This is a genomic window from Candidatus Pelagibacter sp. PS_16 (assembly GCF_059417965.1).
The window spans coordinates 986368-1012128 of the sequence record NZ_CM182074.1 but is presented as its reverse complement, the minus strand read 5'-3'; the positions used below and the strand labels follow the sequence as shown (position 1 = coordinate 1012128).

The 25761-nt window shown below is 30.4% G+C and carries 23 protein-coding genes; 17 read left to right on the top strand and 6 right to left on the bottom strand.

Features of this window, described 5'->3' with window-relative positions:
• Positions 1-4: 4 nt before the first annotated feature.
• From AC5SL0_RS05320 to AC5SL0_RS05300, 5 genes are all read left to right on the top strand, one after another.
• Positions 5-655 carry a prepilin-type N-terminal cleavage/methylation domain-containing protein gene (locus tag AC5SL0_RS05320; RefSeq protein ID WP_011281455.1) on the top strand — a complete coding sequence of 217 codons (651 nt, stop codon included), beginning with the start codon at positions 5-7 and terminating at the stop codon, positions 653-655.
• Entirely contained in the window at positions 652-1584 is a 933-nt protein-coding gene (locus AC5SL0_RS05315; protein ID WP_027307146.1) for a PilW family protein, read from the top strand. The genes AC5SL0_RS05320 and AC5SL0_RS05315 overlap by 4 nt, the downstream gene beginning before the upstream one ends.
• Complete coding sequence (locus tag AC5SL0_RS05310; protein ID WP_027307145.1) at positions 1584-2357, top strand: pilus assembly PilX family protein; 774 nt, start codon at positions 1584-1586, stop codon at positions 2355-2357. The genes AC5SL0_RS05315 and AC5SL0_RS05310 overlap by 1 nt, the downstream gene beginning before the upstream one ends.
• A gap of 81 nt (positions 2358-2438) precedes the next feature.
• Entirely contained in the window at positions 2439-2957 is a 519-nt protein-coding gene (locus tag AC5SL0_RS05305) for a hypothetical protein (protein WP_027307144.1), read from the top strand.
• Positions 2958-2960: 3 nt separating this feature from the next.
• Positions 2961-7676, top strand: a complete 4716-nt coding sequence (locus tag AC5SL0_RS05300) for a PilC/PilY family type IV pilus protein (protein WP_041185765.1) — start codon at positions 2961-2963, stop codon at positions 7674-7676.
• Positions 7677-7705: 29 nt separating this feature from the next.
• Here the strand turns inward: AC5SL0_RS05300 and AC5SL0_RS05295 are convergent, their stop codons facing one another.
• From AC5SL0_RS05295 to AC5SL0_RS05285, 3 genes are all read right to left on the bottom strand, one after another.
• Positions 7706-7915 carry a hypothetical protein gene (locus AC5SL0_RS05295; RefSeq protein ID WP_006997841.1) on the bottom strand — a complete coding sequence of 70 codons (210 nt, stop codon included), beginning with the start codon at positions 7913-7915 and terminating at the stop codon, positions 7706-7708.
• Positions 7916-8629 (bottom strand): hypothetical protein, encoded by a 714-nt coding sequence (locus tag AC5SL0_RS05290; RefSeq protein WP_494618041.1) that lies wholly within the window; start codon positions 8627-8629, stop codon positions 7916-7918.
• A 66-nt stretch (positions 8630-8695) separates the two neighbouring features.
• Entirely contained in the window at positions 8696-9460 is a 765-nt protein-coding gene (locus AC5SL0_RS05285) for a prepilin peptidase (RefSeq protein WP_027307142.1), read from the bottom strand.
• Positions 9461-9559: 99 nt separating this feature from the next.
• Between AC5SL0_RS05285 and AC5SL0_RS05280 the strand changes: the two genes are divergently transcribed.
• From AC5SL0_RS05280 to AC5SL0_RS05250, 7 genes are all read left to right on the top strand, one after another.
• A complete protein-coding gene (locus tag AC5SL0_RS05280) occupies positions 9560-10906 on the top strand; it encodes a GAF domain-containing SpoIIE family protein phosphatase (protein ID WP_006997844.1) in 1347 nt (448 codons plus the stop codon).
• Between the two features lie 1342 nt (positions 10907-12248).
• Positions 12249-14792, top strand: a complete 2544-nt coding sequence (pilM, locus tag AC5SL0_RS05275; protein ID WP_494618040.1) for a pilus assembly protein PilM — start codon at positions 12249-12251, stop codon at positions 14790-14792.
• A 2-nt stretch (positions 14793-14794) separates the two neighbouring features.
• Positions 14795-15472, top strand: coding sequence for a hypothetical protein (locus tag AC5SL0_RS05270; RefSeq protein ID WP_006997846.1), 678 nt, complete (start codon positions 14795-14797; stop codon positions 15470-15472).
• Positions 15459-15965 (top strand): hypothetical protein, encoded by a 507-nt coding sequence (locus AC5SL0_RS05265; protein WP_006997847.1) that lies wholly within the window; start codon positions 15459-15461, stop codon positions 15963-15965. Before AC5SL0_RS05270 ends, AC5SL0_RS05265 begins: the two co-directional genes overlap by 14 nt.
• A gap of 2 nt (positions 15966-15967) precedes the next feature.
• Entirely contained in the window at positions 15968-17524 is a 1557-nt protein-coding gene (locus tag AC5SL0_RS05260; RefSeq protein ID WP_494618039.1) for a secretin GspD/PilQ domain-containing protein, read from the top strand.
• Positions 17524-19275, top strand: a complete 1752-nt coding sequence (locus AC5SL0_RS05255; protein ID WP_006997849.1) for a GspE/PulE family protein — start codon at positions 17524-17526, stop codon at positions 19273-19275. The genes AC5SL0_RS05260 and AC5SL0_RS05255 overlap by 1 nt, the downstream gene beginning before the upstream one ends.
• A 2-nt stretch (positions 19276-19277) precedes the next feature.
• A complete protein-coding gene (locus AC5SL0_RS05250; RefSeq protein ID WP_006997850.1) occupies positions 19278-20510 on the top strand; it encodes a type II secretion system F family protein in 1233 nt (410 codons plus the stop codon).
• Here the strand turns inward: AC5SL0_RS05250 and AC5SL0_RS05245 are convergent.
• The 3 genes from AC5SL0_RS05245 to AC5SL0_RS05235 are packed head-to-tail and all read right to left on the bottom strand — an operon-like array spanning position 20503 to position 21528.
• Positions 20503-20940 carry an ATP-binding protein gene (locus AC5SL0_RS05245; RefSeq protein ID WP_027307138.1) on the bottom strand — a complete coding sequence of 146 codons (438 nt, stop codon included), beginning with the start codon at positions 20938-20940 and terminating at the stop codon, positions 20503-20505. The two genes, AC5SL0_RS05250 and AC5SL0_RS05245, sit on opposite strands and share 8 nt — an antisense overlap.
• 7 nt (positions 20941-20947) lie before the next feature.
• Entirely contained in the window at positions 20948-21247 is a 300-nt protein-coding gene (locus AC5SL0_RS05240) for an STAS domain-containing protein (RefSeq protein WP_006997852.1), read from the bottom strand.
• Positions 21244-21528 carry an STAS domain-containing protein gene (locus AC5SL0_RS05235; protein ID WP_006997853.1) on the bottom strand — a complete coding sequence of 95 codons (285 nt, stop codon included), beginning with the start codon at positions 21526-21528 and terminating at the stop codon, positions 21244-21246. The genes AC5SL0_RS05240 and AC5SL0_RS05235 overlap by 4 nt, the downstream gene beginning before the upstream one ends.
• Before the next feature lie 158 nt (positions 21529-21686).
• Between AC5SL0_RS05235 and AC5SL0_RS05230 the strand changes: the two genes are divergently transcribed.
• From AC5SL0_RS05230 to amt, 5 genes are all read left to right on the top strand, one after another.
• Complete coding sequence (locus tag AC5SL0_RS05230; RefSeq protein ID WP_011281445.1) at positions 21687-22172, top strand: prepilin-type N-terminal cleavage/methylation domain-containing protein; 486 nt, start codon at positions 21687-21689, stop codon at positions 22170-22172.
• Between the two features lie 9 nt (positions 22173-22181).
• A complete protein-coding gene (locus AC5SL0_RS05225; RefSeq protein ID WP_027307137.1) occupies positions 22182-22619 on the top strand; it encodes a type IV pilin protein in 438 nt (145 codons plus the stop codon).
• Between the two features lie 72 nt (positions 22620-22691).
• A complete protein-coding gene (locus tag AC5SL0_RS05220; RefSeq protein WP_011281443.1) occupies positions 22692-22982 on the top strand; it encodes a hypothetical protein in 291 nt (96 codons plus the stop codon).
• A gap of 132 nt (positions 22983-23114) precedes the next feature.
• Entirely contained in the window at positions 23115-23444 is a 330-nt protein-coding gene (locus AC5SL0_RS05215; protein ID WP_011281442.1) for a heavy-metal-associated domain-containing protein, read from the top strand.
• Positions 23445-23457: 13 nt separating this feature from the next.
• Positions 23458-25695: an ammonium transporter gene (amt, locus tag AC5SL0_RS05210; protein ID WP_027307136.1), complete on the top strand. Its 2238-nt coding sequence runs from the start codon at positions 23458-23460 to the stop codon at positions 25693-25695.
• The last annotated feature ends 66 nt before the right edge of the window (positions 25696-25761 follow it).

The window sequence follows — 25761 nt, the reverse complement described above, 5'->3', positions numbered from 1 at the left end:
CAAGATGAAAAAACAAAAACATAATATTTCTGGACTTTCTTTAATAGAAGCACTTGTCTCAGTTGTGATTATTGGAATTGGATTTGTTTCAATTTTACAAATGACAAATTTTTCCGTTCAATCAATAGATAATTCAGGAGATAGAACTAAGGCAAATTTTTTAACTGAGATGATAGTAGAAGACGTCATTGGAAGTAAAAATTCTTTCTATGGAGTAAATTCTGATAATGAAAATATAATCTATAGTACTGATGGGACCGCATCACTAGATGGAGACACATTAAATACATTTTCAAAGCATCTAAGTGACAATAGTTGGAGTGCAGATCTGAGCTGTGGTGGAAGCAGTTCTAATACCACTACACCAGTTGAGAATAAACAAAACATCTATGAAACTCAACAAGTGGATGCTCCTCGAAATAAACAAGCTAAGTGGAATACTATATTTGAAGAAAATAGATTTTTAAAATGTAAAAGCACAACTGAAGAAAAAAAATTGCAAGTATTTGAAATATGTAAGTGGGATGCTTGTGATTATAAATTAGATTCTATAACAGATGAGCCTTTGTACATTGGTAGAGTGGAGATGAAATTAAATGAAGGTAAAAAAAGAAAATTTATATATTTTCAGTCAGACTATAAACTTAAACAATGAATAAAAAAAATTTAAAATCTATTGCTGGTCTTACATTAATTGAGATTTTAATTAGTGTGGTGGTGTCATCGATAATGATGGCTGCAATTTATACAACTTATTCAATTGTAAATTCAACTTATACTCAAGTGTTAGAAAAAGCTAAAGTAAGCAGATCTTCTAGAGATTTAATCGAGTTATTAATTCGTGATACACGAATGGCAGGATTTAAATATTATTTAGGTGATAATGATTTGGGTTTTCCAGTAGAAAGTTATTTAGAATTTGTTGGTGGTGCTACTACGGTAAAAGATAGCCATGATCCAATTGTGATAATTCCAAATGAACTTGGACATTCACTAAGTGATGCTATTGCTACTCCAACTCCAAAACATAACTTAGATGATACTTGCTGTGATAAAATTCATATTGTTTATGATGATTTTAATCAAAATGATGCTACTCAACCTTACAAAAGATATAAGCTAACTTATTTTGCAAATCCATTATCAGATGGTTCTAATGCTGATGGCCCTATAAATCCAAGATACGGCATATACAAATCCAAAATTAGTTGGCAACAAAATATTGGTCAAGAAACTGGAAGTTGGGTATCAGATTGTTCCGAGTGTTATCACAATGAATTAGTAAGAGATTATGTTGAAGATATGGAATTTATTGCATTAGATCAAAATGGAAAAGTTTTAAGTCCTTACCCAAGTACAAATTCTGAAGCTTCGAGGGGAAATTTATATAAAATTAGAGCAGTAGATATTAGGATCGCATTTATTTCTGAAAAGCCTTTCTTTAGATTTGAAAGTAGGACAGGAAATGAAAGACAATTAAGTGGATTTTCTAGAGCGATAAGATCTTTTTCAGATAGAAACTTAAGAGATAATGTAGTGGTGACCGTATACACAAGAAATATTGTTGGACAGGATATATTTTAATGAAAATAAATAATCAAAATGGATTTACACTAATTTTATCACTTGTGATGTTATTAGTAATGTCGTTGATGGGTGGAGCTTTAATTGTAATTTCTTCAGGGGATCATCAAAGCAATAATACTAGTGATCAATATCAACAAACTTTTTATGTTGCTGAACATGCCTTAATTGAAGCAGAGAAAAGAATAATTAATAGAATGATTGGACCTTGGACAGAAGTGAGTACGATTACCACACCACCAGTTGGATCTACACCTACAGAGATCACTGCTCACAATAATTATATTGAGCAACTTACAGCCACAGCAATTGATGGCTTTGCAAGAAACACAGATGGAAGAGATACTCCTAGAAATACTCTTACTCCTGTAGAAACTCCTTGTTTTAAAAGTTTTAGAAATTTAATCAGAAATGATAGTGGGGGAAATTTATCTTTAGTTACAGATCATTTTACTAATCAAAATTTTGGAAGTTTAATTGAGCCAATTTTAAATACCCCAAGTGATGTAGGATTAGAGGCAGATGATGCAGAAAAAGAAAAAGAATATTTAAAAAGGTATAGATATGAGTTTTTTTCAATTAATGTTGGTTCCTCTACCTTTAAAGGAGCGGGGGCTAGTCTTAAAAAAACCTCTACTAACGCTCAAAGACAAGGAACAGCTTATAGAATATATGGTTGTGGATATTTAATGCCTAAGGGCGCAGAATTAGGCGAATTTGAGGATCCTGAAATTTTAATTCCTTTAGAAACTTTAATTATTTTATCTAGTTAAACACAAAATGAACACCATAATCATTACTTTAATTACAATCTTAATTACAATCTTTTAAAATACGGGCTATTATTAATGATAATGAAAAATATCTTTATTGGATTTTTATCACTTTTTTTATATTTCAGTTCATTAAGCATGAGCGGGGCGTGTGAATTTTTAAAAGAACAAATTGGTACCCCAGTTTCAAGCATCATTGAAAAATATGATAATTTAGACGAGCCTCCGGGTGGTGGTGATCCAACTGCTACCTACGTTAAAGAATATGACAGTTTAAATTTATGTGAAAATTCTCAATTAGAAAATAGTGTTTTAAAAGTATTTATTAAAGAAGGAAAACTCATTGGAACTGAAATTGAAGGTGCTTTGGGTGAAGCAAAAAATAACAAAATTATAGACTTTGCAAAAACACATTTAGGGTACAAAAGTGAAGTAGATTTTGATGAAGAGTGGACAGGGGCTATATCTTTGTCATCTTTTGGTGATGACGTCATTTATGGTAGAGTTAGTGATTCAAGTGGAATTTATGAAATGTTAATTATTACAAAGCCAGAGTTTGATTCATTTTTGTTCGGACCTAATGTCATAAAGTTTTTTTAATTTATGAAAATATTATTTAAATTATTTAGTTTATTAATTTTAATTATTAATTTTAATCAAACATCTTATGCAAAACCATTGCCACCTGGATCAGGTGAAGGGGATGTACCAGCTAATATTTTAATTTTATTAGATAGCTCCGCTAGTATGAGACGTACATTAGGAGATGGTATTCCTGTTATAAGCTCTGCTGCAATCGATGGAAATGGAAATAGGGTTTTAACAAGTGCCGATAAATCGCTGGGAGGATTATATCTTTTTAATTCTGCCGGTGAGAGAATTAACTTTACTGGAACCAATCAATCAGGCGGATCTTATACAAGAGATACTTGGTGGGCAGGAAGTAATACTGATCAACGATGTGATTACCGTTTAAGGGATGGATCCAGAACAACTAATCATCTTATTTCTACAACTAGAAAATATCATGAAGCTCGCTATGTAACAGGAGTAACTGTTCCAGGAACTAATATCAGTAACGAAAATCTTTTATTTGCTGTTCAATTTGATGATGGGTCCTCTTCTGTTGCAGTTATTGCCCTTGATACACAATATAGATGTAGACTTGCACTAACGGTAAATAGTGTAAAACATATTCGCGGTATGGACATTAGTGCTAATGCAGCAGGACATATTATTGTAGGAGTTTTTGGTAGATCGGGTAGAAAAAATGCTTTTCAAATGACCTGTAATCTAAATCAAGCTGATTGCGAAGAAATTACAGGTAGAGGTAAAGGTCAAACGGATGTGTTTGGCAGAATATATGACGGAAACCGTTATAGATTAAATAGCGACTCTACAAGAATGTATATTTCTGATGATGGGAATCTTTATGAATATGCAACAAGAAATGTTGGAGGACAAAATGTAATTTCATATGCCTGGGGTGAAAAAAAGGAGTGTCGTGCTAGCCGTAACTCAACTATAAACCAAATTACACAATTTGAGTTATCTAGCAATGACGATGATATTTTTTTTGTAGGAGGTAGCGGAAGAGAACTTGTAAGAGTACAATGGACTGCTGGGTACAACATTTGTACACGTATTACCGGTCTAGGAACCGCTAGTTCACTTTCAAACGCTGGTCAAGCTGCTGGAAATTTAGCTGCTGATAGCGTTAGAGTTACAAATGCACTAACTGCTATAAGTAAATCTGGTGGGAGAATTTTATTTAGTCATAATAGTTATGTTGATGAATTAACAGAAGCTAATTTTACATCTGCAAATAGAAATACAGCTTGGCAAATTCAATATGGTGGGCCAAAAATAACAAGACTAGACGGAGCAAAAGCAGCAATTATTGCCGTTTTGACAGATAGTACTTTAACTAGTGGTGCTAATTTTGGTTTTGGTCACTGGAACGCTGGCGAAGGTAGTCAGGGAAAAACTGGTAGAAGAGGTGGCAAATATTGCCATGGTAGTGGTACTTCTTGCAATTATTATGGAGGTTGGTCCGGCAATCATCCTGCTGGTCAAAGCAGAATATGTACTGGTAATTCTTGTTTAAATGTTGGAATTGGTCCAGAGGGTGCTGGTAACGCTATTCCTGTTGTTGAGAGATTAGGAGTGGAGTGGGGCACAGACTCTGAAGCATTTTCTCAGATTGCTCATGATTATTTTTTTGGTCCAGTTTCTCCTCATGACCCAAACTCTGACTGTCAGTTAAATTATGTAATTGTTATTGGTGATGGTGAGATGTCTGGTACAGGAACTGCTTCAACTAGTTTTCAAGGGCGTACGGCAGGCAGACTTACGAGAATGAGAGAGGAATTAGGAATTAAAACTTTGATGGTTGCTTATGGAGATGGAATAAAAGCTAGTGGTATGAATAGATTTAATGAATTAGCTTTAGTTGGTTCATGTGATGCAGCAGGTGGTGAAGATTGTGAACAAACTATTGTAGCCACTACACCTCTGGAACTTCAGACTGAGCTTCAGCAGAAAATTAGACAAATTTTAGCTGAGCGATTAGCATTTACCGCACCATCCATTACAGCAACCATTCAACAAGGGGGTTCATTATACCAAGCGCAATTTGCTTATGAACAATTTGGAGAGTGGAAAGGAACCATATTGAGGAAAACTTTAAATGCAGATGGAACAGTTGAACATGATCCTAACGCACCAGGAAACTGGGATGCAGCAGCTCGAGTAAGAACGCAAGCAGCTGGCGGGCCTACAGATCCTGGTACAGCTGATAGCAGAAATATATGGACACCCATTGCAGATCAAAGTTTAGATTATTTAGGAAATTGGGATAACGTTAATGAGGCTACTGCACCAACTTTAGAACCTGAGATGGAAAGACTAGGATATGTTCTTAGAAATTATCATTCCTCAACATCAAAATGTGGTGGAGATGATACCACAGATGATGAGCGAGATGGAATTCTACGTTTTTTAGCTGGTCAAGATTTTTTTGATTATGATGGAGATTGTGACACTACAGAATTAAGAAGCCATGTTCTTGGAGATATATATCATTCTCAATTAATTGAAATTGGCGCACCAGATGGAAATACCCAATTTACTGATAATAACCAAGAAGCTTACTTTAGAACTATAAATAATTATCAAGCCTTTAAAGCTTCACAACAAAGTAGAAGAAATATTTTATATGCAGGTTCTAACAGTGGATTACTCCATGCTTTTTCTGCTGAAACAGGAAATGAAGAATGGGCATTCTTACCACCCTTTTTAATTGGAAAATTACCTACATTAATTAACTCCAGACTTGATGGAGCAATTGATGGATTTAAGGGAGGTAGTAATGCAGTGTTTGGAGTAGACGGCTCTCCAGTTGTCCATGATGTGTTTATGAAAGGCTTAACTCCAGAGGGTGATGTCGAAGGTTCCGCTAGTTGGCATACCATATTATTCCAACCGTTTGGAAGAGGTGGATCTGGTTTTTCAGTATTAGATGTAACCACTCCACTAGTAAGAGATGGTTTAGGACCAATGCATATGTTCAGTGTATATAATGATTATATTAATAATGTTGTATATATCATGGACAACGAAGGAGAAGTTAGAGAATTAGAGTATTTTTCAAGCTCTGCAGAAATATCTGCTTCAGATGAAGCCCTAAAAGCGCAATCAAATTTTAATGAAGCTGTTACTGCTGATGAAGCCATCGACTCGGAGACGACTACTAATCAAGATGCAATTGCTGTATGTCAGTCTGATGCAGATGTGACTGGAGAATTTAAAACTGCTGGAACTGCTTCTTGTTACATAGGAAGAACTTTCACTTTTAGTGATATATCTTTTAATACCCCAAATAATCAATCCATACCTGAAAACATGATAAATGTTTCAGAAATGGTTGATGGTGAATTTTTGCCAGTAGAATTTTCAGATGCAAGAATGATCGATGGCCAATTTGTAATTACTTTTGATGAAGATAAAATTTATAATCCAGGTGGAAGTGTAAATGAAACAAGAGAAACAACAAATATATTTGTTCAAACCTCATGCACATCATCTTCTGGAATTGATCCATTCTTTGACTATAGTAAATTAGGTGAAACTTGGTCAACACCAAGAATTGTAAGATTACCATCAGACATTGAAGCAGAGAGAGAAGACCCAGCAAATGATAAATATGTTGCAATTATGGGTGCAGGAATGGCTAATAATAATTTATGTGCGGGCTCTGCTTTGTTTATGGTTGAATTAGACAATATGGATGAGCCAGGAAAACTTTACGGTGGAGATCAAAACGGTGGACCAATTACAATTGTTGATACATCGCCATCAGGCGTGGCTCTTGGAAATGATATAATTGAAACACCTAACGGTAGCAATATTAATAATGCGGTTCCAACGTCCCCACTTGTGATCACTCCTGATACTGGATTTGGAATTCCTTGGCGTGGGGCAATGGTTTATATTAATGATAGAGAAGGAAAAATTACTAAAATAAATTTAACAGACTCTACAAAAAATGATGCTAAATTATTTGATCAAACAACCTTATTTAGATTAAACGCAAGTACTACCAATAAAAGATATACTTTTTTCTCAATGGATGCAGGTGTAGGAGTTACCACAAAAGATTTTTGGTTGTTTGGTGGTACTGGAGACTTTAATAAACTTGGAGATATAGATAGAAATATGGATAATATTTTATATGGGATTAGAGATTTTGATTATCCTTATTTTAAACATTTAAATGGAGTGACTATTCCTTCATTTGATGATCAAGCTTTTACATCCACAGCTCATCAAGGAGCTGATAATGCTAAATCGATTGATGATGCAACTGTTTGCTCAGATGTTACAGGAGATACTGATGCTAGTCTTTGCCCAGATTCTGCAGAAAGTGCCTGGGTAATCCATTTAGATACACAAGGTGATAATAATTCACACAGAAAAGCATCTGCCCCACCAACTTTATTTAAAGGACAAGTATATTTTCCAGTTTATGAACCGCCTCCAGGATCAAATCGATGTAATATTGGAAATGCATATATTTGTGTAGCAGATGATGAATGTGGAACTAATAATTCACATAAACTTGTTAAAGGCGCAGAAGCTAACGGAAGCAACTGTACATTCATTAGAGAAGGGGTTTTATCTGAATTAGTAATATTTGGTGACAAACTTTACGCAAACGTTGCAGGGCCTAGTGAAGACAGTGATACTTTATATTCTGTTATAGCTGTTCCTGGTGAGATCTTGTCAAATACAGGTGGTTGGAGAGATACAGGATATTAATTCAAGTTATAACACTCTCACAAGTGGATCTAAGAAGCTGAAAACAACCTAAAATAGGAATATATAACCCACACAAACATATCAAGCATAGTTATAAATATAATTGCCAAACCAACAATTGAATCTTGTTTTATTTTTTTTCTCCATTTGATTGGAAAAAAATTTAAAGAATATGCATAAACTAAAATGAATATATTTAATGATGCAATAATAATGTTGATAAATAAAAAAGTATTCATTTAGTTAATCAAACCTTTCAGCTTGTTCTTTAATTTGTCTTTTACTGTATCCTCTATTTGCTTGATATCCAAATTTTTAACAGCATCTAATAAATTATTACTCATTATTTTTTCTCGTACATCAACCACCATGTCTTTAAATACTTTTTTTAAAATATCTTTGTAGTTTTTACTATCCTTAGTATTACCAATATCTTTAAAATTCATATCATTAATTGTAAAGGTTTTTTTAAAATCAAAATCAGAAGATAATACGGCTAAATTAATATTCTTAGCATCTAGGTTTTTAATATTAAAGTATTTGCTTGATTGAGAGTCGGTATTTTTAAATTCAAGATCTTGTTGAAGATTTCTTAGATTGTCTGAAGTAATTCTGTCAGAAAATTTAAAATAATAATTTAAATTTATATTGTTTAATTGAACATCGTTAATCAATATATCATTAGAAAAAATTGAGAATGTATCTAAATTTACTTTAACAAAATCTACTTCTGCTAAATTACCATCAAACTTTTTGTTAAGTATCTTAATGTTATTTGCACGAGCTTCACCACTTAAATAATCAATACTTAATTTTTTAATTGATACTTCTCTATTTAATGAACTTGAAATATTATCTTCTAATATATTTTTAATTAATCTGTCTCCTATAAATTCAACCAATATATAAAAAGATAAAGTGAATATGGTTATTATGGAAAGAAATTTTTTCATACACACTGATCTATATTAATTTAAAAAATAATTCTAATGGTTAATCGACCACTCTGGGTTATATTCTTAATTCAAAAATAATCTTATCTGTTCATTAAAAATAAGAAAAACTAAGTTTCCTATAATTAAATAAGGACCAAAAGGAATTTGAGACGAAAGATCTTTTTTATTTTTAATTATATCTGGGACAACACTTAAAAGTGCAATGACAGATGAAAAAAATATTACAAAAGGAATTGAAGCCCATCCAAACCAAAAACCAATTACAGAAAGTAATTTAGCATCACCCAAACCCATTCCTTCTTTGTTTCTTAATTTTTTATAAGTAAAAATTATTAACCAAATGATTATGTAACCAAACAAACCACCTATTAAAGAGTTAACTAAATTTGGAAACAGAGTGGTATTTAAATTTGGATCAAATGATTTTAATAAACCAATTATCATAAGAGGGTATGTTAACTCATTTGGAATTATGAAATGTTTTAAATCAATAAAAAAAATAATCACAAAACAGATGCTTAAAATAAAAAAAAGAAGAGTAGTTAATGAAACTCCAAAGAAATGAAAAATTACTACAAAATTTATTGCTGATATTAATTCTACTAAAAAATATTTAATATTAATTTTAGCCGAACAACCTCTGCATTTTGCTTTTAAAAACAAATATGAAAATAATGGAATGTTATCGTGCCATTTAATTAGGGTTTTACAGGATGGACAGTGGGATCTTCCTGTTACAACGCTTATATCGTCAGGAATTCTATGGATACAAACGTTACTAAAGCTGCCCCATATACTTCCAAAGATAAATGCTATAAGATATAACACAACTTATAATTTAATTTTGGAGGACAGTTCTATGAAACCATCAATGCAATATTGTACAAGCATCATTGCGTCTGTAAGGTGTAAGTAGAAGTTAGGACTATGAATAATGAGTTCCATCAGTCTCAAAACTATCAAAAATTTAATGAATATCAATTTATAAATAACATGTTCTTTGGTGCTAAAAAAACAGAAACAATAAAAGTCGACAATACAAGCGTTAAAGACTTAGAATTGGTTACAAAAATGGGCCAGGAGTTTGCTAAAACTCTTGATTTAAAAGAAACACTACAAACTTCATTAGAGCTAATTATTAAAAGAATTAATGCTCAAGCTGCTAACATTTTTTTAATAGATAATGATAAGCAAAACTTTCAATGTATTGCATCAAAACACCAAGCATATCTAGAAGATTTTGAAATTCCAATTACTCAAGGTGTCATGGGAAAAGCAGCACTCATGAAACAATGTATAAGAGTTGGAGATGTTAGAAAGGATGTAAGAGAAATTGCAGAATTTTATTTTGATTTAGATAATAAAACAAATTTTACAACTTATTCTGTTTTATGTTCACCATTAATTGTTTCAGATGAATGTATTGGTGTTATTCATTGTTTAAATAAAAAAACAGACAACAAACTTTTTGAAGAAAGCGATAGAAAACTTTTAGAAACTTTATCTGGTCCTGCTGCATTAGCAATTAGAAATGCTAAGATGGCAAAAGATTTGATTGTTAAAAATAGAATAGAAAAAGAAATAGAAATTGTTGGAGAGATTCAAAAAACATTACTATCTCAAAACATTAAAGAAAATTTTCCTATTGCTGGAATAAATATTCCTGCCAAAGTTGTTTCTGGAGACTTTTATAATTTTTCAGAATTATCTAATGGAGTTTACGGATTTGGAGTTGCAGATGTTTCAGGTAAAGGAATTAAATCTTCATTACTAATGTCTAAAGCATCTAGTCTTTATAGATGTTTAAGTAAAACAAATTTTTCTGCAGCAGGTCTTTTAGATATTTTAAATACAGAAATTTGTGAAACTACTTCAAGAGGAATGTTTGTAACAATGCTGGTTGGAATTTACGATAGTAACAAAAAAGAATTAACTTTATCAAACGCTGGTCATGAACCTCCGTTAATTTATTCTAAAGATGGAAACTTTTCTAATTTTGAAGAAGCAGGACCTCCTTTAGGCATTGCTCCTAAGTTTAAATTTAAAGAAACCAAAATTAATTTTTCAAACAGCTCAATGTATATTTTTACTGATGGTATTACGGAAATAAGAGATGCTAAAGGAAGTATGTTAGAGGCAGAAGGATTTAAAGATTATATAAAAAAGTATCAACAAATTCCAAACCATGAAAGATTAAACAAGATTATCGAGGATATAATTAAATCTGGTCGAATACAAAAGGATGATTTAACAATTGTAACGGTTGATGGTTAATAATTATGGATAGATGTTTTTATTTACACTCTTTAAGATAGAGTAAAAATGTTTATGGGATAGTTTCCAGTTAATAAGAGTAATTACCCCCAGTTTCATGTAATAATTCTAATTTTGGGTCAAATATCTGATAATTAGAAATAAATCCTGCAATCCTAGTCAAATCTCTAATTTAGAGTGAAATCTCTCATAATTTGCTATAAATCCTATACTGGTAGTCAAATCTCTAATTTAGAGTGAAATCTCTCATAATTTGCCACAAATCAGATTTAATTAGTTAATTTGAGTTTAGTCCCCAGATTTAGGCTTTAACCATAATATAAATTGTATCAAAATCTAATATTGCCATCCGCAATAATCAACAATTTGATGGATCAATGTTAAAATTTATATATATTATCCCAAAGGGATGAGTGATGTAAGGCTGTTTGAGCTTTTGTTAATATTCATATTTATCTCTAACACACAGCATAAAAAATATAAATTATCTCTAACACATAGGATAAAAATTAAAATTATCTCTAACACAAATCAATAAATTTATTGAAAATATAAAAAATGTTGATTTTATTGACTTTTTTAAAAATATGATAATATTAATAATTATAACACAAAATAAATATAGCTCTAACACATTTTATGTTTTATATTCATAATATTAAAAACGTTGATTTTGCTTACTTTTTTAAAAAAGAATATTATGTTAATTTTCTAACACAAAATGAAATAATTTTTTTTTTTTAAATGTGTTAGAATAAAATTTTTGTGTTAGAGAAAAAAAAATAATTTTTTTTTTATAAATTAGAATAATTCTAAAATTTGCAAAAAATATATTAGAATCTTTCTAAAGTAAAATAAAAATATATTAGAATCTTTCTAAAGAGAAAAAAAATAGTTTGGAATATTTCTAATGTAGGAAAAAAAAATATATTAGAATAATTCTAAACAAAAAAAATTAAAAAAATTATAACACAAATAAATTTTTCTCTCACACAAAAAAAATTTTCTCTCACACAAAAAACAATTAAAAGTTGTTTTAATAAAAAATAGCTATTTTACTTATTTTTTAAAAATAGAAAAAAATATTAAATTTCTAACACAATATAAAAAGATAAAATTATGATAAATGTGTTAGAGAAAATATTATTTAGAAAAAAATATCTTAAATTTAATTTTTTTCAATGATTTTAATAAACTGTTGATTTAATTGAATATTTTGTATTTCATTATTAAATTCAACCCATTTTGAACATAATGATTATAATCTTGTGTTAGAATTTTATTAATTTTGTGTTAGAGAATCAATTAACAATTTAAATATTAATTTTTATTTATAAGTTTTATGGACGAAGATAATAAAGATAAATTTGATTATAAAGAGGAAGATACTCTCAAGAGTGATCAGGAAAACCAATCTGAAAACGATTCAACTGATACTTTAAATCCTCAAGAAACTGATAATAATGAATCAGAAAAATCCAATGAAAATGATTATTTAACTGAAAATTCAGAAACTTTACAATCTCAAGATGAATCTGTTGAGCAAAATGTAAGTGCATCAAATACTAATAATGATGAAGAGACTTTAAAGAGTGATCAGGAAAACCAATCTGAAAACGATTCAACTGATACTTTAAATACTCAAGAAACTGATAATAATGAATCAGAAAAATCCAATGAAAATGATTATTTAACTGAAAATTCAGAAACTTTACAATCTCAAGATGAATCTGTTGAGCAAAATGTAAGTGCATCAAATACTAATAATGAGGAACAAAAAAAAGAGCATGAGGTAATTCATAAAAAAGATGGAAGACTACATATATATGTAAGGCAAGATAAATATAAAGGTGAACTTAAATCAAGAAACTGGGTAGGTAGACTTTATATTGATGGTAAACAAAAAATTTCATCTTCTGGAACAACAAATTTAGATGATGCAATACCAATTTTGGAAAAATGGTTTGATGATGTTCATGAAGAAAGTAAAAAATTAAAAATTGAAGAAAATATTAAGCCAGAAGAGGGTGAATCTTCACAAATTGATATTTCAACAACCAATCAAAGTAATAATGAAGCACAACCACAAACTTCAAGTGTTCCATTAAATGAAAACTCAGAAATATCTACCCAAGATCAGGTAAAAAGTAAATTATCAAATATTTTTGGAAAAATTAAGGAAATTAAAATTAAAAAACCAGATTTTGCTAAAAATATAAAAAAATCATCTTTTAATAATTCTAAAGTTGGAAATTATAAATCAAAAATACAAAATTTTTTCAAATCCAAATTAGGTAAATCTAGTGTTCAAGGCGAAGAAATAATTGGTATTGAGTTAGCAAATAAAGAAATAAGAATAGTCCAAGTTTCTAGTAACAAAGCTAATCAATGGGTGTTAGAAAAATTACATATTCACCCCGTCGACATTACAGATGATAGTACTCCAATTGATAATGCGGATAAATTTTCAGAAGAATTAGTATTAGCAATTCAAAAATACAAAATAACTTCACCAAATGCAGCAATTGCTATTCCGGTAACTAGTGCAATCATAAGAGTAGTCACCGCACCTTTAATGAAAGAAGATGAATTAAATAAAGCAATCGAAACTAATTCATTGTGGGAAAACCTAGTTCAACTAACAGATAGTTTGGAAGATTATTCTATTTTTCATCAAGTCATAAATAGAAATGATAAAGAAAATACAATGGATATTTTATTCGTTGCATCAAAATTAACTGATATAAATAGTTATACTTCAATAATTAAAAATGCAGGTTTAAATCCTGTAATCATAGATGTTAAATGTTTTGCTTTAAAGTCATCAGTTGATCAAGTTAATCAAATAACAAATAAAACTGAGGATGCCAATTTAACTGCTGTTTTAGAATTTGGATTAGATGAAAATTATTTAATGATCCTCTATAATAATAACCCAATAATAACTGATATTTTTATTAGAGGGCAAGATAGAAAAATTTTACAAGATTCCCAAGATACTGAAGAAAAAGAAGGATTAGTTAGAAGATATGTTACTCAAGTTAAGCAAGCAATTCAAGATTTTGAGACTAAATATGAAAAGAGAATTCGAAACATAAAAGTTGTTTCAGATATTAAAAATGTCGATGAATATTTAGGAAGTTTTAGAAAAATTTTAATGAATGTTGGATTTAACACTTTTGATCCCACAGAAGGATTAAAAATTCCAAGTCAGTATCAACAAATTTTAGATAATAAGTTAAATAGATCTTATCTATCTACTTCTGTTGGCTTAGCCTTTAGAAAACTTGATGTCTTTGGTTATTATAAATTTGTTACTGCAGTTAAAAATATAAATCTTCTTCCAGATAGATCAAATGTAATGAAGCAAAAGAAGATGAAAGCAATTTCAGGTTTTGCATTCAAGGGTATTACTGCTGCTGTAGTTGCAATTTATGTGGTATTATTTGGTTTATCTTTTTGGAATATTGTTTCCTATAATAATAAATTAAAACAATATGAAACTGTAAAAATAGATCATGCTAAAATTATTAAACAGAAAAATATAGTTTCAAAAGAACTTAGTGTAATTAATACGTCTTTAAAATTAAGTAGAACACTTAAATCAAATAAAGAATTAACTTATAGAATTTTAGCTCAAGTAGCCTCAAGTGTTCCAAACCGTGTAAAATTTGATCAAGTTGAATTTAATGGATCTAGAAGATTAACTATTCAAGGAATAGCTGCAAGTGATCAAGATATTTTGAAATTTATAGAAAATTTAGGAAATCAAAAATTGGTTGAGCAAGCATCATTATCATCAATGCGATTACCAAAATCTACAGCAGGTGGTGCTACAATGAAAGGTTTTAGAGTGTTTGTAAAAATTAAAACAGGTAAAATATAGCAATGGATATAGATTTAAAAAATATTAACATGTCTGATATCAAGGATCAGATTACAAAATTAGCTGATAAAAAAACTCTTATAAAAATAGGAATAATCTTTGGTGCAATTGTTTTTTTCTTAATAATTTATTACGCAATTTTAAATCCAATGGTTGAGTCTAGAAAAGCTAAATTGGACGACATGAATTTGAAAATACAAGAAACTGCAAAATTTACTTCTGAAATTTATTCAATGAGAGCAAGAATTAAAAAACTTAAGCCTGATTATGAAAAATACTCTAGCTTGTTTCATTCTAAAGCTGAAGTAGAGGGTCTTTATCAAACATTAAGTGAATACGCCGGACAAAATGATCTAGTAATCACTAGAATTGAAAAAAAGGTAATTCAAGAAGTATTAAAAGCACAAGCCTTAGCCCAAGCAGACGGTAAAAAAACGAAAAAAAAGAAAAACAACCAAGTTAAAAATGTTGCAAATATTGCCTATTATTTGATCCCTGTTGATTTTGAAATTGATGGTAATTTTATTGGTTACATAAAATTTAAAAGAGCTCTATCGCTTTCTAACAAAATGTTAAACTTTGACAAAGAGTCTATTCAGGTGGTAAAAGGGAATACAACTGGAGCGATAAAAGTAAAAGGTACGTTAACAATAGTGGGGTTACCAAATGAATTTTTTTAAAATAATCATTATTTCAGTGTTTTTTATGTTGCTATCAAAAGTTTCCATGGCTGATAGTCATGATAAAGAGCAAAACATTATTGATAAAGCTAAAGAGATAAATAAAAAGATCAAAGAAAAACAGGCAAATTCACAATCGAATATTTCATCAGAAATTAAAGATGAAGAGCCTCTTCCATTAAACGATCCTTTTGCTGGAGATAGTTCATTAACTGGTGGTAATACAATTTTATCAAGTAATCCAGAAGAGGCACAAAATGAAATGAGCTTATATAAGTTTAAATTAGTTGGGATAATGACCTCTGCAAATGATGATGGGTTCGTATCTTTAATTAATTCAAGTGGAAATATAATTACTTTAGCTAGGTTTGAAGAATTAAGCCCTGGAGTAAAATTAGTTGGATTAAATAATAGAGAAGCAGTTTTTGAAAAAAATGAAAACTCTCTCTTAGTGATAAATTTTAATAATAAAATTACAGAAAGAACAAAATAATTATGAAATTTAAAAACAAAATATTATTTTTAATTTTACCTTTTTTATTTATTTTTTTAACAGGTTGTGCTGAAAAATTTGCTAAAAACACTGGTTCTTTTAAACACGACACCCCACTAATAAAAACTGATATCAAGAAAACTGGAAAACTAGAGGTTGAAAAAAGTGTAGAAATGGGACCAACTCCTGCTGAAGGTGATGTCGTAAAGCTTAAAAAAAGAAAACAAATATCATCTGTTAAAGAGAGAAATTATTTATTAATTTCGGAAGATTTCAAATCTTTAAAACAAAATGTTTCTTTTAAATTTCAAGCTTTAGATTTTAAAGAAGCAATGAAATTAATGTCTGAAGTTGGTCAAATTAATATTTTAGTAGGTGACGATGTGGCAGGATCAATAAGTGCAGAGTTAGATAATGTTCCATGGGATAAAGCATTTAATGCATTATTAGATTTAAAAAATTATGCAGCAGACATAGATGTAGCAAGTAATATTATTAGAGTTTCTACTCCTGCTAATCTAACGTCACAAGAAGGTTATAAATCAGCGAGAGCTTCAGCAGTTAAGAAAAAAGTTGAATTAGAAGATTCAGTAGAACCAATTATTTCAGAAATTTTTAGACTTTATTATATAACTCCATCAGAAGCTAAAGCCACAATCACAGAATTATTTACAACTGTTGGAACGAATGGAAATTTTATACCAATACAAGTAACGGAAGAAGCAACCACAAGATCAATTATTGTTAGAGGTAAAGAGAAAGATTTAGATATCGTTGATAAAGTTATTCGAGAAATTGATAAAAGAACAAAACAAGTTTTAATAGAAGCTTTTATAGTTGAAGCTACTTCAACATTTGAGCAAAGTTTAGGAAAAAGACTTGGAGCTGCTTACACAAGAAAAAGTTTAAGAATGGGTGGTACACAAGGAGGTAGCAGTGTAGGAGCTGCATCAGGAACAGGGGCTGCATTATCTGATTCAACAGGTGCTTTTACAAGCGGTGCTGGAACAGATAATTTAGTAAATTTTGGGTCAGCTGCTGCAACAAGTGGAATTGGAATATTGAAAAAAACAGGTTCTGCTGTTTTAAAACTTGAACTTGATTTTTTAGAAGCTCAAGGCTTATCAAAAACAGTATCTAATCCAAAATTATTTACATTAGATAATCAACAAGCAAGTATTAATCAGGGTGAAACAATTTATATTGATGGTGGAGAAGGGGAAGATAAACCAGTTGATGCATCATTAAAACTGATAGTTACTCCTAATATCATAGGTGATGGAAACGTTATGCTTTCAATTCAAGTAAACAATGATACTCCAAATAGAGCAAATGCAGCATCAGTAGGTGTAAATAAAATGGAGATAAATACAAAATTATTAGTAGCTGATGGGGATATAGTTGTAATTGGTGGTATTAAAAAAAATAACGTAGCGAATAATAGACAAGGTGTTCCAGGAACGTCAAAAGTACCAATTCTAGGAAAAGTACTTAGTGGAAAATCAAATTCTGATACAATGAACGAGTTATTGGTATTTATCGCTCCAAGAATTTTATAATGTTTAAAATAAGTAGAGAGAGTGAAATTAATTTAGTTAATGTCTTAATTGATAATGACATTATTTCTGGAAAAGATTTAATAGATATTAAAAAAGTAAGCACTGAAAACAATAAATCTCAAATTGATGCAATATTTGAATTAAAGCTTACTGATGAAAAAAAAATAATTGATTTATTAATTAAAGAACAAAATCTAGAAATAATTGATCTAAAGTCAGTTGAAATTACTGAAGAAGTAAAAACAGTTTTACCATCAAACTATATTAAGATGAATTTTGTAGCACCATTTAAAATTGATGGAAAAACTTTACACATGGCAATCCCAGATAGTTCAAAATTGGGATTGATGCGAAATTTAAAAGCTATTACAAAAAAAAACATAGAACTTCATGCTGCAAAAATAGGTGATATTTCTGAATATATTGAAAGATTATCAAGTGAAACAGATGAAGTAACTATTGCGTCAATTCGAAATGAGAATAGGAGAAAAACAAAAACTTTTGAAACAGATTTAGGAGATGCAGGGGAAGTTTTAGACAATAAACCAGAAGAAGATATTGAAGCAATTGAAAATGAGTCAGAGGTAATAAAATTTAGTACGGCAGTGGTAGCAGATGCAATTAAAATGGGTGTTAGTGATATTCATATAGAGCCTTACCGATTTAGTTCAAGAGTAAGATATCGATTAGACGGTATGCTTCAAGAACAAGAAACCTATAGACAGTTTCTGCATGACAATTACGGGGCAGTAGTTACTCGATTTAAAATTATGGGTAAATTAGATATTGCAGAAAGAAGATTACCACAAGATGGAGCTATTAATTTTAAAATTGGTAATAAAGTAGTTGACTTACGTTTATCAATTTTACCTACTGCAAATAATGAGAGAATTGTTATGCGTATTCTTAACAAAGACGCGGGAGATATTACCCTTGAACAATTAAATTTTGAAAAGCAAGATTTAGAAAGTCTAAGAAAAGGAATTCACGGTAGTCAGGGATTAATTTTGGTAACTGGACCAACAGGATCTGGGAAATCAACAACGTTATATAGTATTTTAAAAGAAGTAAGTAAGCCCCATTTAAATATTTTAACAGCTGAAGATCCTGTGGAATATGAATTAGATGGTGTAGGACAAGTACAAATTAAAGATGATATCGGTTTTACCTTTGCTAAAGCTTTAAGATCTTTTTTAAGACAAGACCCTGAAATTATTCTAGTTGGTGAGATGAGGGATAAAGAAACAGTTGATATCGGATTAAAGGCTGCCCTTACAGGTCACTTAGTATTTAGTACTCTACACACTAATGACGCTCCAAGTACTATTACTAGATTACAAAACATGGGAACGCCAGATTATTTAATAAGTGCTGCCTGCCAACTTGTTGTAGCCCAAAGACTAGCTAGAAAAAATTGTAAAGATTGTAGAGTGCCTGATGATGATGTTAATCCTAAGGTTCTTAAAGATATGGGGTTTAGTGATGAAGACGCTTCAAAAGTAAAAGCCATCAAAGGTAAAGGTTGTGCAAAATGTAGTGACTCAGGATACAAAGGTCGACAAGGTATTTATGAAATCTTAGTGGTCTCAAAACCAATTAAAGAAGCTATTTTAAAACAAGCAACCACTCCTGAATTAAGAGAAATAGCTATTAAGGAAGGATTTAGAACGATGCAAGATATGGGTAGAAGAATGATTGCATCTGGTGAGCTTAATTTTAGAGAGTATGAGAGAATTCTTTCAAGCGAATAAAAATGGAAGCTTTTACTTATAAAGGAATATCCGAAGGTAAATATGTAGAAGGAGATATTGAGGCAATCAACCTTGATGAAGCTTCTCATTTATTAAAAGAAAAAAAAGTAATAATCACCAACATAATTAAGTCTAAGAAAAAAAAAGGTGAAGCAAAAAAAAAATCAGGTGGCTCATCTCTTTTTGGGAAAAAAAAAGTTAAAGTAGAAGAAATTCTTATATTCTCAAAGCAATTTGCAACCATGGTTAAGGCGGGCTTACCTATTTTGCAGGTTTTAATAATGTTAAGGGACCAATTAGAAAGTCCTGCTCTTAAAGACATTATAGAAGATATTAGAAAAAGTTTAGAAGGGGGTGTGAACCTATCAAAATGTTTTGAAAAGTATCCGCAATACTTTGATAATATTTATGTCAACTTGATTAAGGCTGGTGAAGCAAGTGGTAAGCTAGATGTATTTTTACTTAAAATAGTAGATTCTTTAGAGAAAAAAGAAAAGATTAAGAAAAAAATTAAGGGAGCTTTAATGTATCCAGCGATAATGTTTACAGTAGCGATTACTGTAAGTGCTTTTATGTTGATTAAAGTAGTTCCAGTATTTGCAAAAATGTACGATGGAATGGGCTTAGAATTACCCGCTGCAACAGCAACCATCATGGCAATGAGTGATTTTTTAAGTGGTACAGGTGGAAAAGTAATCCTGTTTGGTGGAATAGGCGGATATTTCGGGTTTAATTTTATTGTAAAAAGAAATGCTGCAATTCGTTTTAGATGGCATAAACAAATTTTAAAATTACCTATTTTTGGAGATATGATCTTAAAATCTCTACTGGCAAGAATTGCATTGATTTTGGGTAATTTAAGTGCAGCAGGTGTAAATTTATTAGAGAGTTTAGAAATTGCAAAATCAGTTAGTAATAATGATGTGATAACTGATGCACTAGAGAGTGTAAAAAAAGGTGTGTTCTCTGGTGATACCTTAACAAAACTTTTTTTAAAAGAACCACTCTTCCCACCAACTTTTAGTCAATTAATTTCTGTCGGAGAACAAACAGGTCAATTAGATGAAATGTTTAATTCAGTATCTGCTTATTATGAAGAAGAATTTGATACGACAGTCGATAACATGTCTGCTTTAATTGAACCTATCATGATTGTTTTCATGGGAGTAATGATTGGTGGTTTAATGATAGCCATGTACTCACCAATATTTAACGTGGGTGCTTTAATTAACTAATTTTTAATTTTTTGGTTAAAACTAAATTATTAATCCAGGGTTCTTTTCCTGGTTCAAAATTAATTGAATCCATAATTTGTTGAATAAAAAATGTTCCTAGTCCACCTGGTTTAATATCATCGATTGCTCTATGCTTAACTTTGCTTTTTTCTACTGGTTTACCTTTATCAAAGAAAGAAATCTCTAGAACATCATCACTACAAGATATTCTTACAACCATTTTATCTTGAGTGTCAGGCATATCTTTATATGCATGTTTAACTATATTTTGCGCAGCTTCAGCAATCGCTAAAACTAACTCTTCTCTTAAATCTTCATCAATTTTAAATTTTTCAAAAACATCTCTAGAAAAAGCTCTGACATCTTTCAAACTTGCTGAGCTAACTAAAAAATCTTTTTTTTCTGAACGATTAAAGTTTTCTAAACTCATAATTTATTTACTCCAAATTTAAAATTTGTTCTAACTTTGCCATCATGATTACTTTTAAAACAGATTTACTCACATCTTTAATGACAAGCTTGGTTCCCTTCTCAAGGGCTTTTTGATGACTTTCTATTAAAACTGAAATACCAGAAGAATCCATGTATTGAACATTACTTAGATTTAAAGCAACATTTTTACCAGAGTCGATAACAGGAAAGATAACTCCCTTAACTTCATCCGTTTTATCCATGTCTATTTCACCATCTAAAAATATGGTGCTTATATTGTCTTCTTCTGTAATTTTGTATGTCATAAAAACTTTCTTGCCATTGCTAGAACTTTTTCAACAGGTTGACTAACCTCTTTAAGTTCAACTTTAGTATTTTTCTCTCGAGCTCTTTGATTGCTTTCTATAATTATCGATATACCAGAAGAGTCCATGTAGGGTACATCTTTTAAATTTAAATGAACTTCTTTTCCAGCATCAATTAAAGGAAAAACAATTTCTCTTACCTCATCTGCAACATCCATATCTATTTCTCCAGTAAGAAAAACAGTGCTTACATTTTCATTATCTGTAACTTTATATTTCATATTTTATTTACTATTTATAGCTATTAACAAAAATAAGAAACAAGTAAACCCAATATGGTCAATTATCTTTGATTATTATTTAATATAATAAGATTTTTAGTTTACATCATCAATAATTATAATAAATTTAATAATAATAACTAATAACAGAGGAAATTATGAAAAATAATAAAGGTTTTACACTTATTGAATTGCTAGTTGTTGTAGCAATTATAGGTATTTTAGCTGCGGTAGGTGTTGTTGCTTACAATGGTTACACTAAGAGTGCAAAAATTAATGCTTCTAAATCAAACCAAGGGGCAGTAACAAAATATTTAGCTGCTGAAATTCAAAAATGTAACATGGGTACAGAGTCTACTGCAATGAGTGGAAACTTAACATGTTCAGGCAGAACAGAAGCTTTAATCATGAGTGGTGCTGTTGCTGCACTAGCAGATTTTAAAAACACATACACGCCAGTTTGTAAAGGAGTAACAGACGGTAGTACTGTGCCAACGGCTTCAGATGGTAGTACAACATGTCTAGCATCAGGAAAAGGTGTTACAACAATAACAGGGGATGATGCTGGAACTATTACCGTTTCAACACAGTATGGTGACGACGCAACTGTTGACGTACTAACTAATGCTGTTGCAATAGAATAATCATCTCGATTGCAAGAAACAAAAAAAATAAAAATTAAAAGCTCACTAGGGTTTTCCCTGGTTGAGCTTTTAGTTGTGGTAGCAATAATTGGTATTTTAGCTTCTGTAGGAGTTATTACTTACAGCGGTTATATTTCAGGCACTAAAGAAAAATCTGCAAAAAATGTGATGCTACAAATATCACTAGCTCAAACAGAAGAATATTCAAATAGTGGAAATTATTACACGCAGGATAATGATAGCTGCACACCTACCTCATCAACATCAAATGATATTGAAACAATTTTGTTTGGTGGAGGAGATCAAATTGGTAAAGATATGGGTTATGAAATTTGTGTTGCAAGCATAGGTTCTTCAAATTTTAATATAATTGCTAAAGAAATCGATGGAGCTTGCCAATTAATCCTTAGTCGTAACGGCAATTTTACTAGAGGCGATGATTGCTAAAAAAATTAGCTAACCACCCATAATGGATAGTTTTACAGTTTCAAATTAAATATTCTTGTATAAATTGAAGATGTGAAAAAAATTATTTTAATATTCTTGCTTATACCGTTATTAAATAATTGCGGTCCATATTCTGCAGCACTTGGGCCAAGCTTAACTCTAGTTAACTCTGGAAGTATTTTACAAGCTTCAGCATCTTATGCTGGCTCCTCAACAATGAAAAAATTTAAAAAAGATTATATTAATGAATTAAATGTAGAAAAAATTTGTCCAACGGTTCATTCTAGTGAGTTAAATGAAATTTTTTTTGAAACTATAGATCATATGGATTGTTATTTTGATCCAATGAGTATTCATAGATAATATATAAATTATTCAAGAAATATAGATATTTGAGTTCATCTTAATCAAAAAGGCTCATTTTGGGCGATTGACGAATTTTAAAATGAATTGATGCGTGATAGCTTTGACTTATAATTAACAATAGGAAAAACTATGTTCAAAAAATATATACTATTTTTAGGTTTTGTTTTATTTTCAACCAATTTATTTGCAGCTCAAACTCAAATTGCCCAAGTAAATGGAATGATGTGTATTAAATGCCAAAAAATGGTAACTAAAGCACTTCAAGCAGCTAGCCCATCTGCTACTGTTAAAGTCTCATGGCCAGAAGGTGTTGCGGTATCATCTTACCCTGATAAATCTGATTTATCTAATGAAGATTATAAAAAAGCAATCCTTGGAACCGGCTTTGAAGTTATTAAAGTGGTGAGTGTTGATAAGATTATTACTGATGCTGGTGAAGCTAGAAAATTAGTAGATTAATTAAAATAAAATTATGACTGCAGCTGATACTCAGATATTGCTCAATAAGCTGCAGTCCAACATAAATCAATTAGAGCTTACTAATAAGGGAGCTTTAAATGCATTAGAATTTCGCTTAGATGCAATCTTACAAGCAAATTTAGATACCTTTTGGCTTTTAATTTGTGCAATCCTTGTTTTTTTAATGCAGGCAGGCTTTATGTGTTTAGAGACTGGTTTGTCTCGGAACAAGAACAGTATTAACGTTGCCCTTAAAAATGTTTCAGACTTTGGAATATCTGTTGTAGTTTTTTGGGCGTTTGGTTTCGCATTAATGTATGGAACCAGTGTATCAGGACTGTTTGGTACCAAATTTTTTTTCTTCACCACTAAGGTTGCAGGCTATCAAACATATTTTGTCTTCCAAGCAATGTTTGTTGCAACAGCTGCAACTATTATCTCAGGTGCAGTTGCAGAAAGATTAAAGTTTTTCTCATATATAATTATTACATTATTAGTTTCTGGCCTCTTTTATCCAATTGTAGGTCACTGGTCTTGGGCATTTAATTTTGAAAATCCTGATCAAAAATTTGGTTGGTTAGGTCAATTAGGATATTTAGATTTTGCAGGTGCATCCGTTGTACACTCTGTAGGAGGATGGATTGCTTTATCAGTATTACTGGTAGTTGGTAACCGTACTGGAAGATTTAGAGAAGATGATAAAAAAAAATCTTTTCAAGGAAGTAATACACCAATGGCAGCTTTAGGTGCTTTAATTTTGTGGTTTGGTTGGTTTGGATTTAATGGAGGTGCTAATGGTGCAATGGATTTAAAAATTCCATTAATTTTAATTAATACTTTTTTATCAGCATCCTTTGGACTTATTTTCTCAAGTGTTATGGGTATCATTGTTTTAAAAAAACCAGAGCCATTATTTATGATCACGGGTCCCCTTGCTGGACTAGTTTCAATAACTGCTTCTTGTGCTTATGTTGATCCCACTCATGCAATTATAATAGGAAGTATTGGTGGAATTATTTCAGGCTCAACAATTGTATTACTTGAAAAAATTAAAATTGATGATGTGGTTAGTGCAATACCAGTTCACTTAGCATGTGGAATTTGGGGAACTATTGCAGTTGCTTTGTTTGCAAATTTTGAATTGATGGGTGTTGAAAAAACAAGATTAGAACAAATATATATTCAACTAATTGGCATAAGTTCAATTGGTGCTTTTTGTTTCATTGGTTCTTATTTAATATTAAAAACTATTAATTCATTTTTCCCTCTAAGAGTAAGTAAAATTCATGAAGAACTTGGTTTAAATATTTCAGAACACAATGCATCAACGGACACGCACGAATTACTTGAGGTATTAACTAATCAAGCAAAATCAGACAATTATTCAAGCCGCGCACCACAAGATCCTTTTACTGAAAGTGGAATTATTGGCACGCAATATAATGTCATAATGAACAAATTGGAACAAAGTGAAAAGCAAAAAAACAAATGGAAGAATAGAGTTTCTAAAGAAATTAAACTTGCAATGAATGTTCAGCAACGATTAATGCCAAAAAGAGATATAGAAAACTATCCAATATTTGGATTAAATATTCCTGCAAGAGAAATCTCGGGAGATTTTTATGATTTTTACCTTCATGATGATGAGGTGTATTTCACCCTATCTGATGTTTCAGGAAAAGGGGTGAATGCAGGAATGGTTATGGCAAAAGCTATTACTTTATTTAAGATCTTCGCTAAGCAAAAATTTAAGCCTAACGAAATTTTATTAGAGATGAATAATGATTTGAAAGAAACTAATCCTGTTGGTACCTTTATTACTTCAATTGTTGGAAGATATAATTTGAAAACAGATTTAGTTGAAATTGCAAATGCTGGACATCAGCCAACTTTATTAAAAGTGGGTAAAGATTTTAAAGAATATCCTTCAAGCTCAATGCCTTTGGCAGTGATTAAGCACAAAGATGAAAGTGTTTATCAATTAGAAAGCTTTAAATTAAATGGTGGACGAATTTACTGTTTTACAGATGGATTTTCAGAATGCTTGGATGAAAATAAACAAGAAATTGGAATTGATGGTGTAAAAGAATTAATTTTAAAACACACAAACTCTTCATTACAAAAAGAATTAACAAGTGCGACAGAAGAAATTCGTTTAAAAAGTTTAAAAAAAGAAATTGTGGAAGATGGTGTTAAAAAAGATAACGATATTCTTGATGATGATTTAACAATTATTGCAATTGGTAAATAAGAAATTTTAAGAGTTATTATTAATTTTAGCTAATTAATCGCATCTATAACGATTGATAAATTTTAA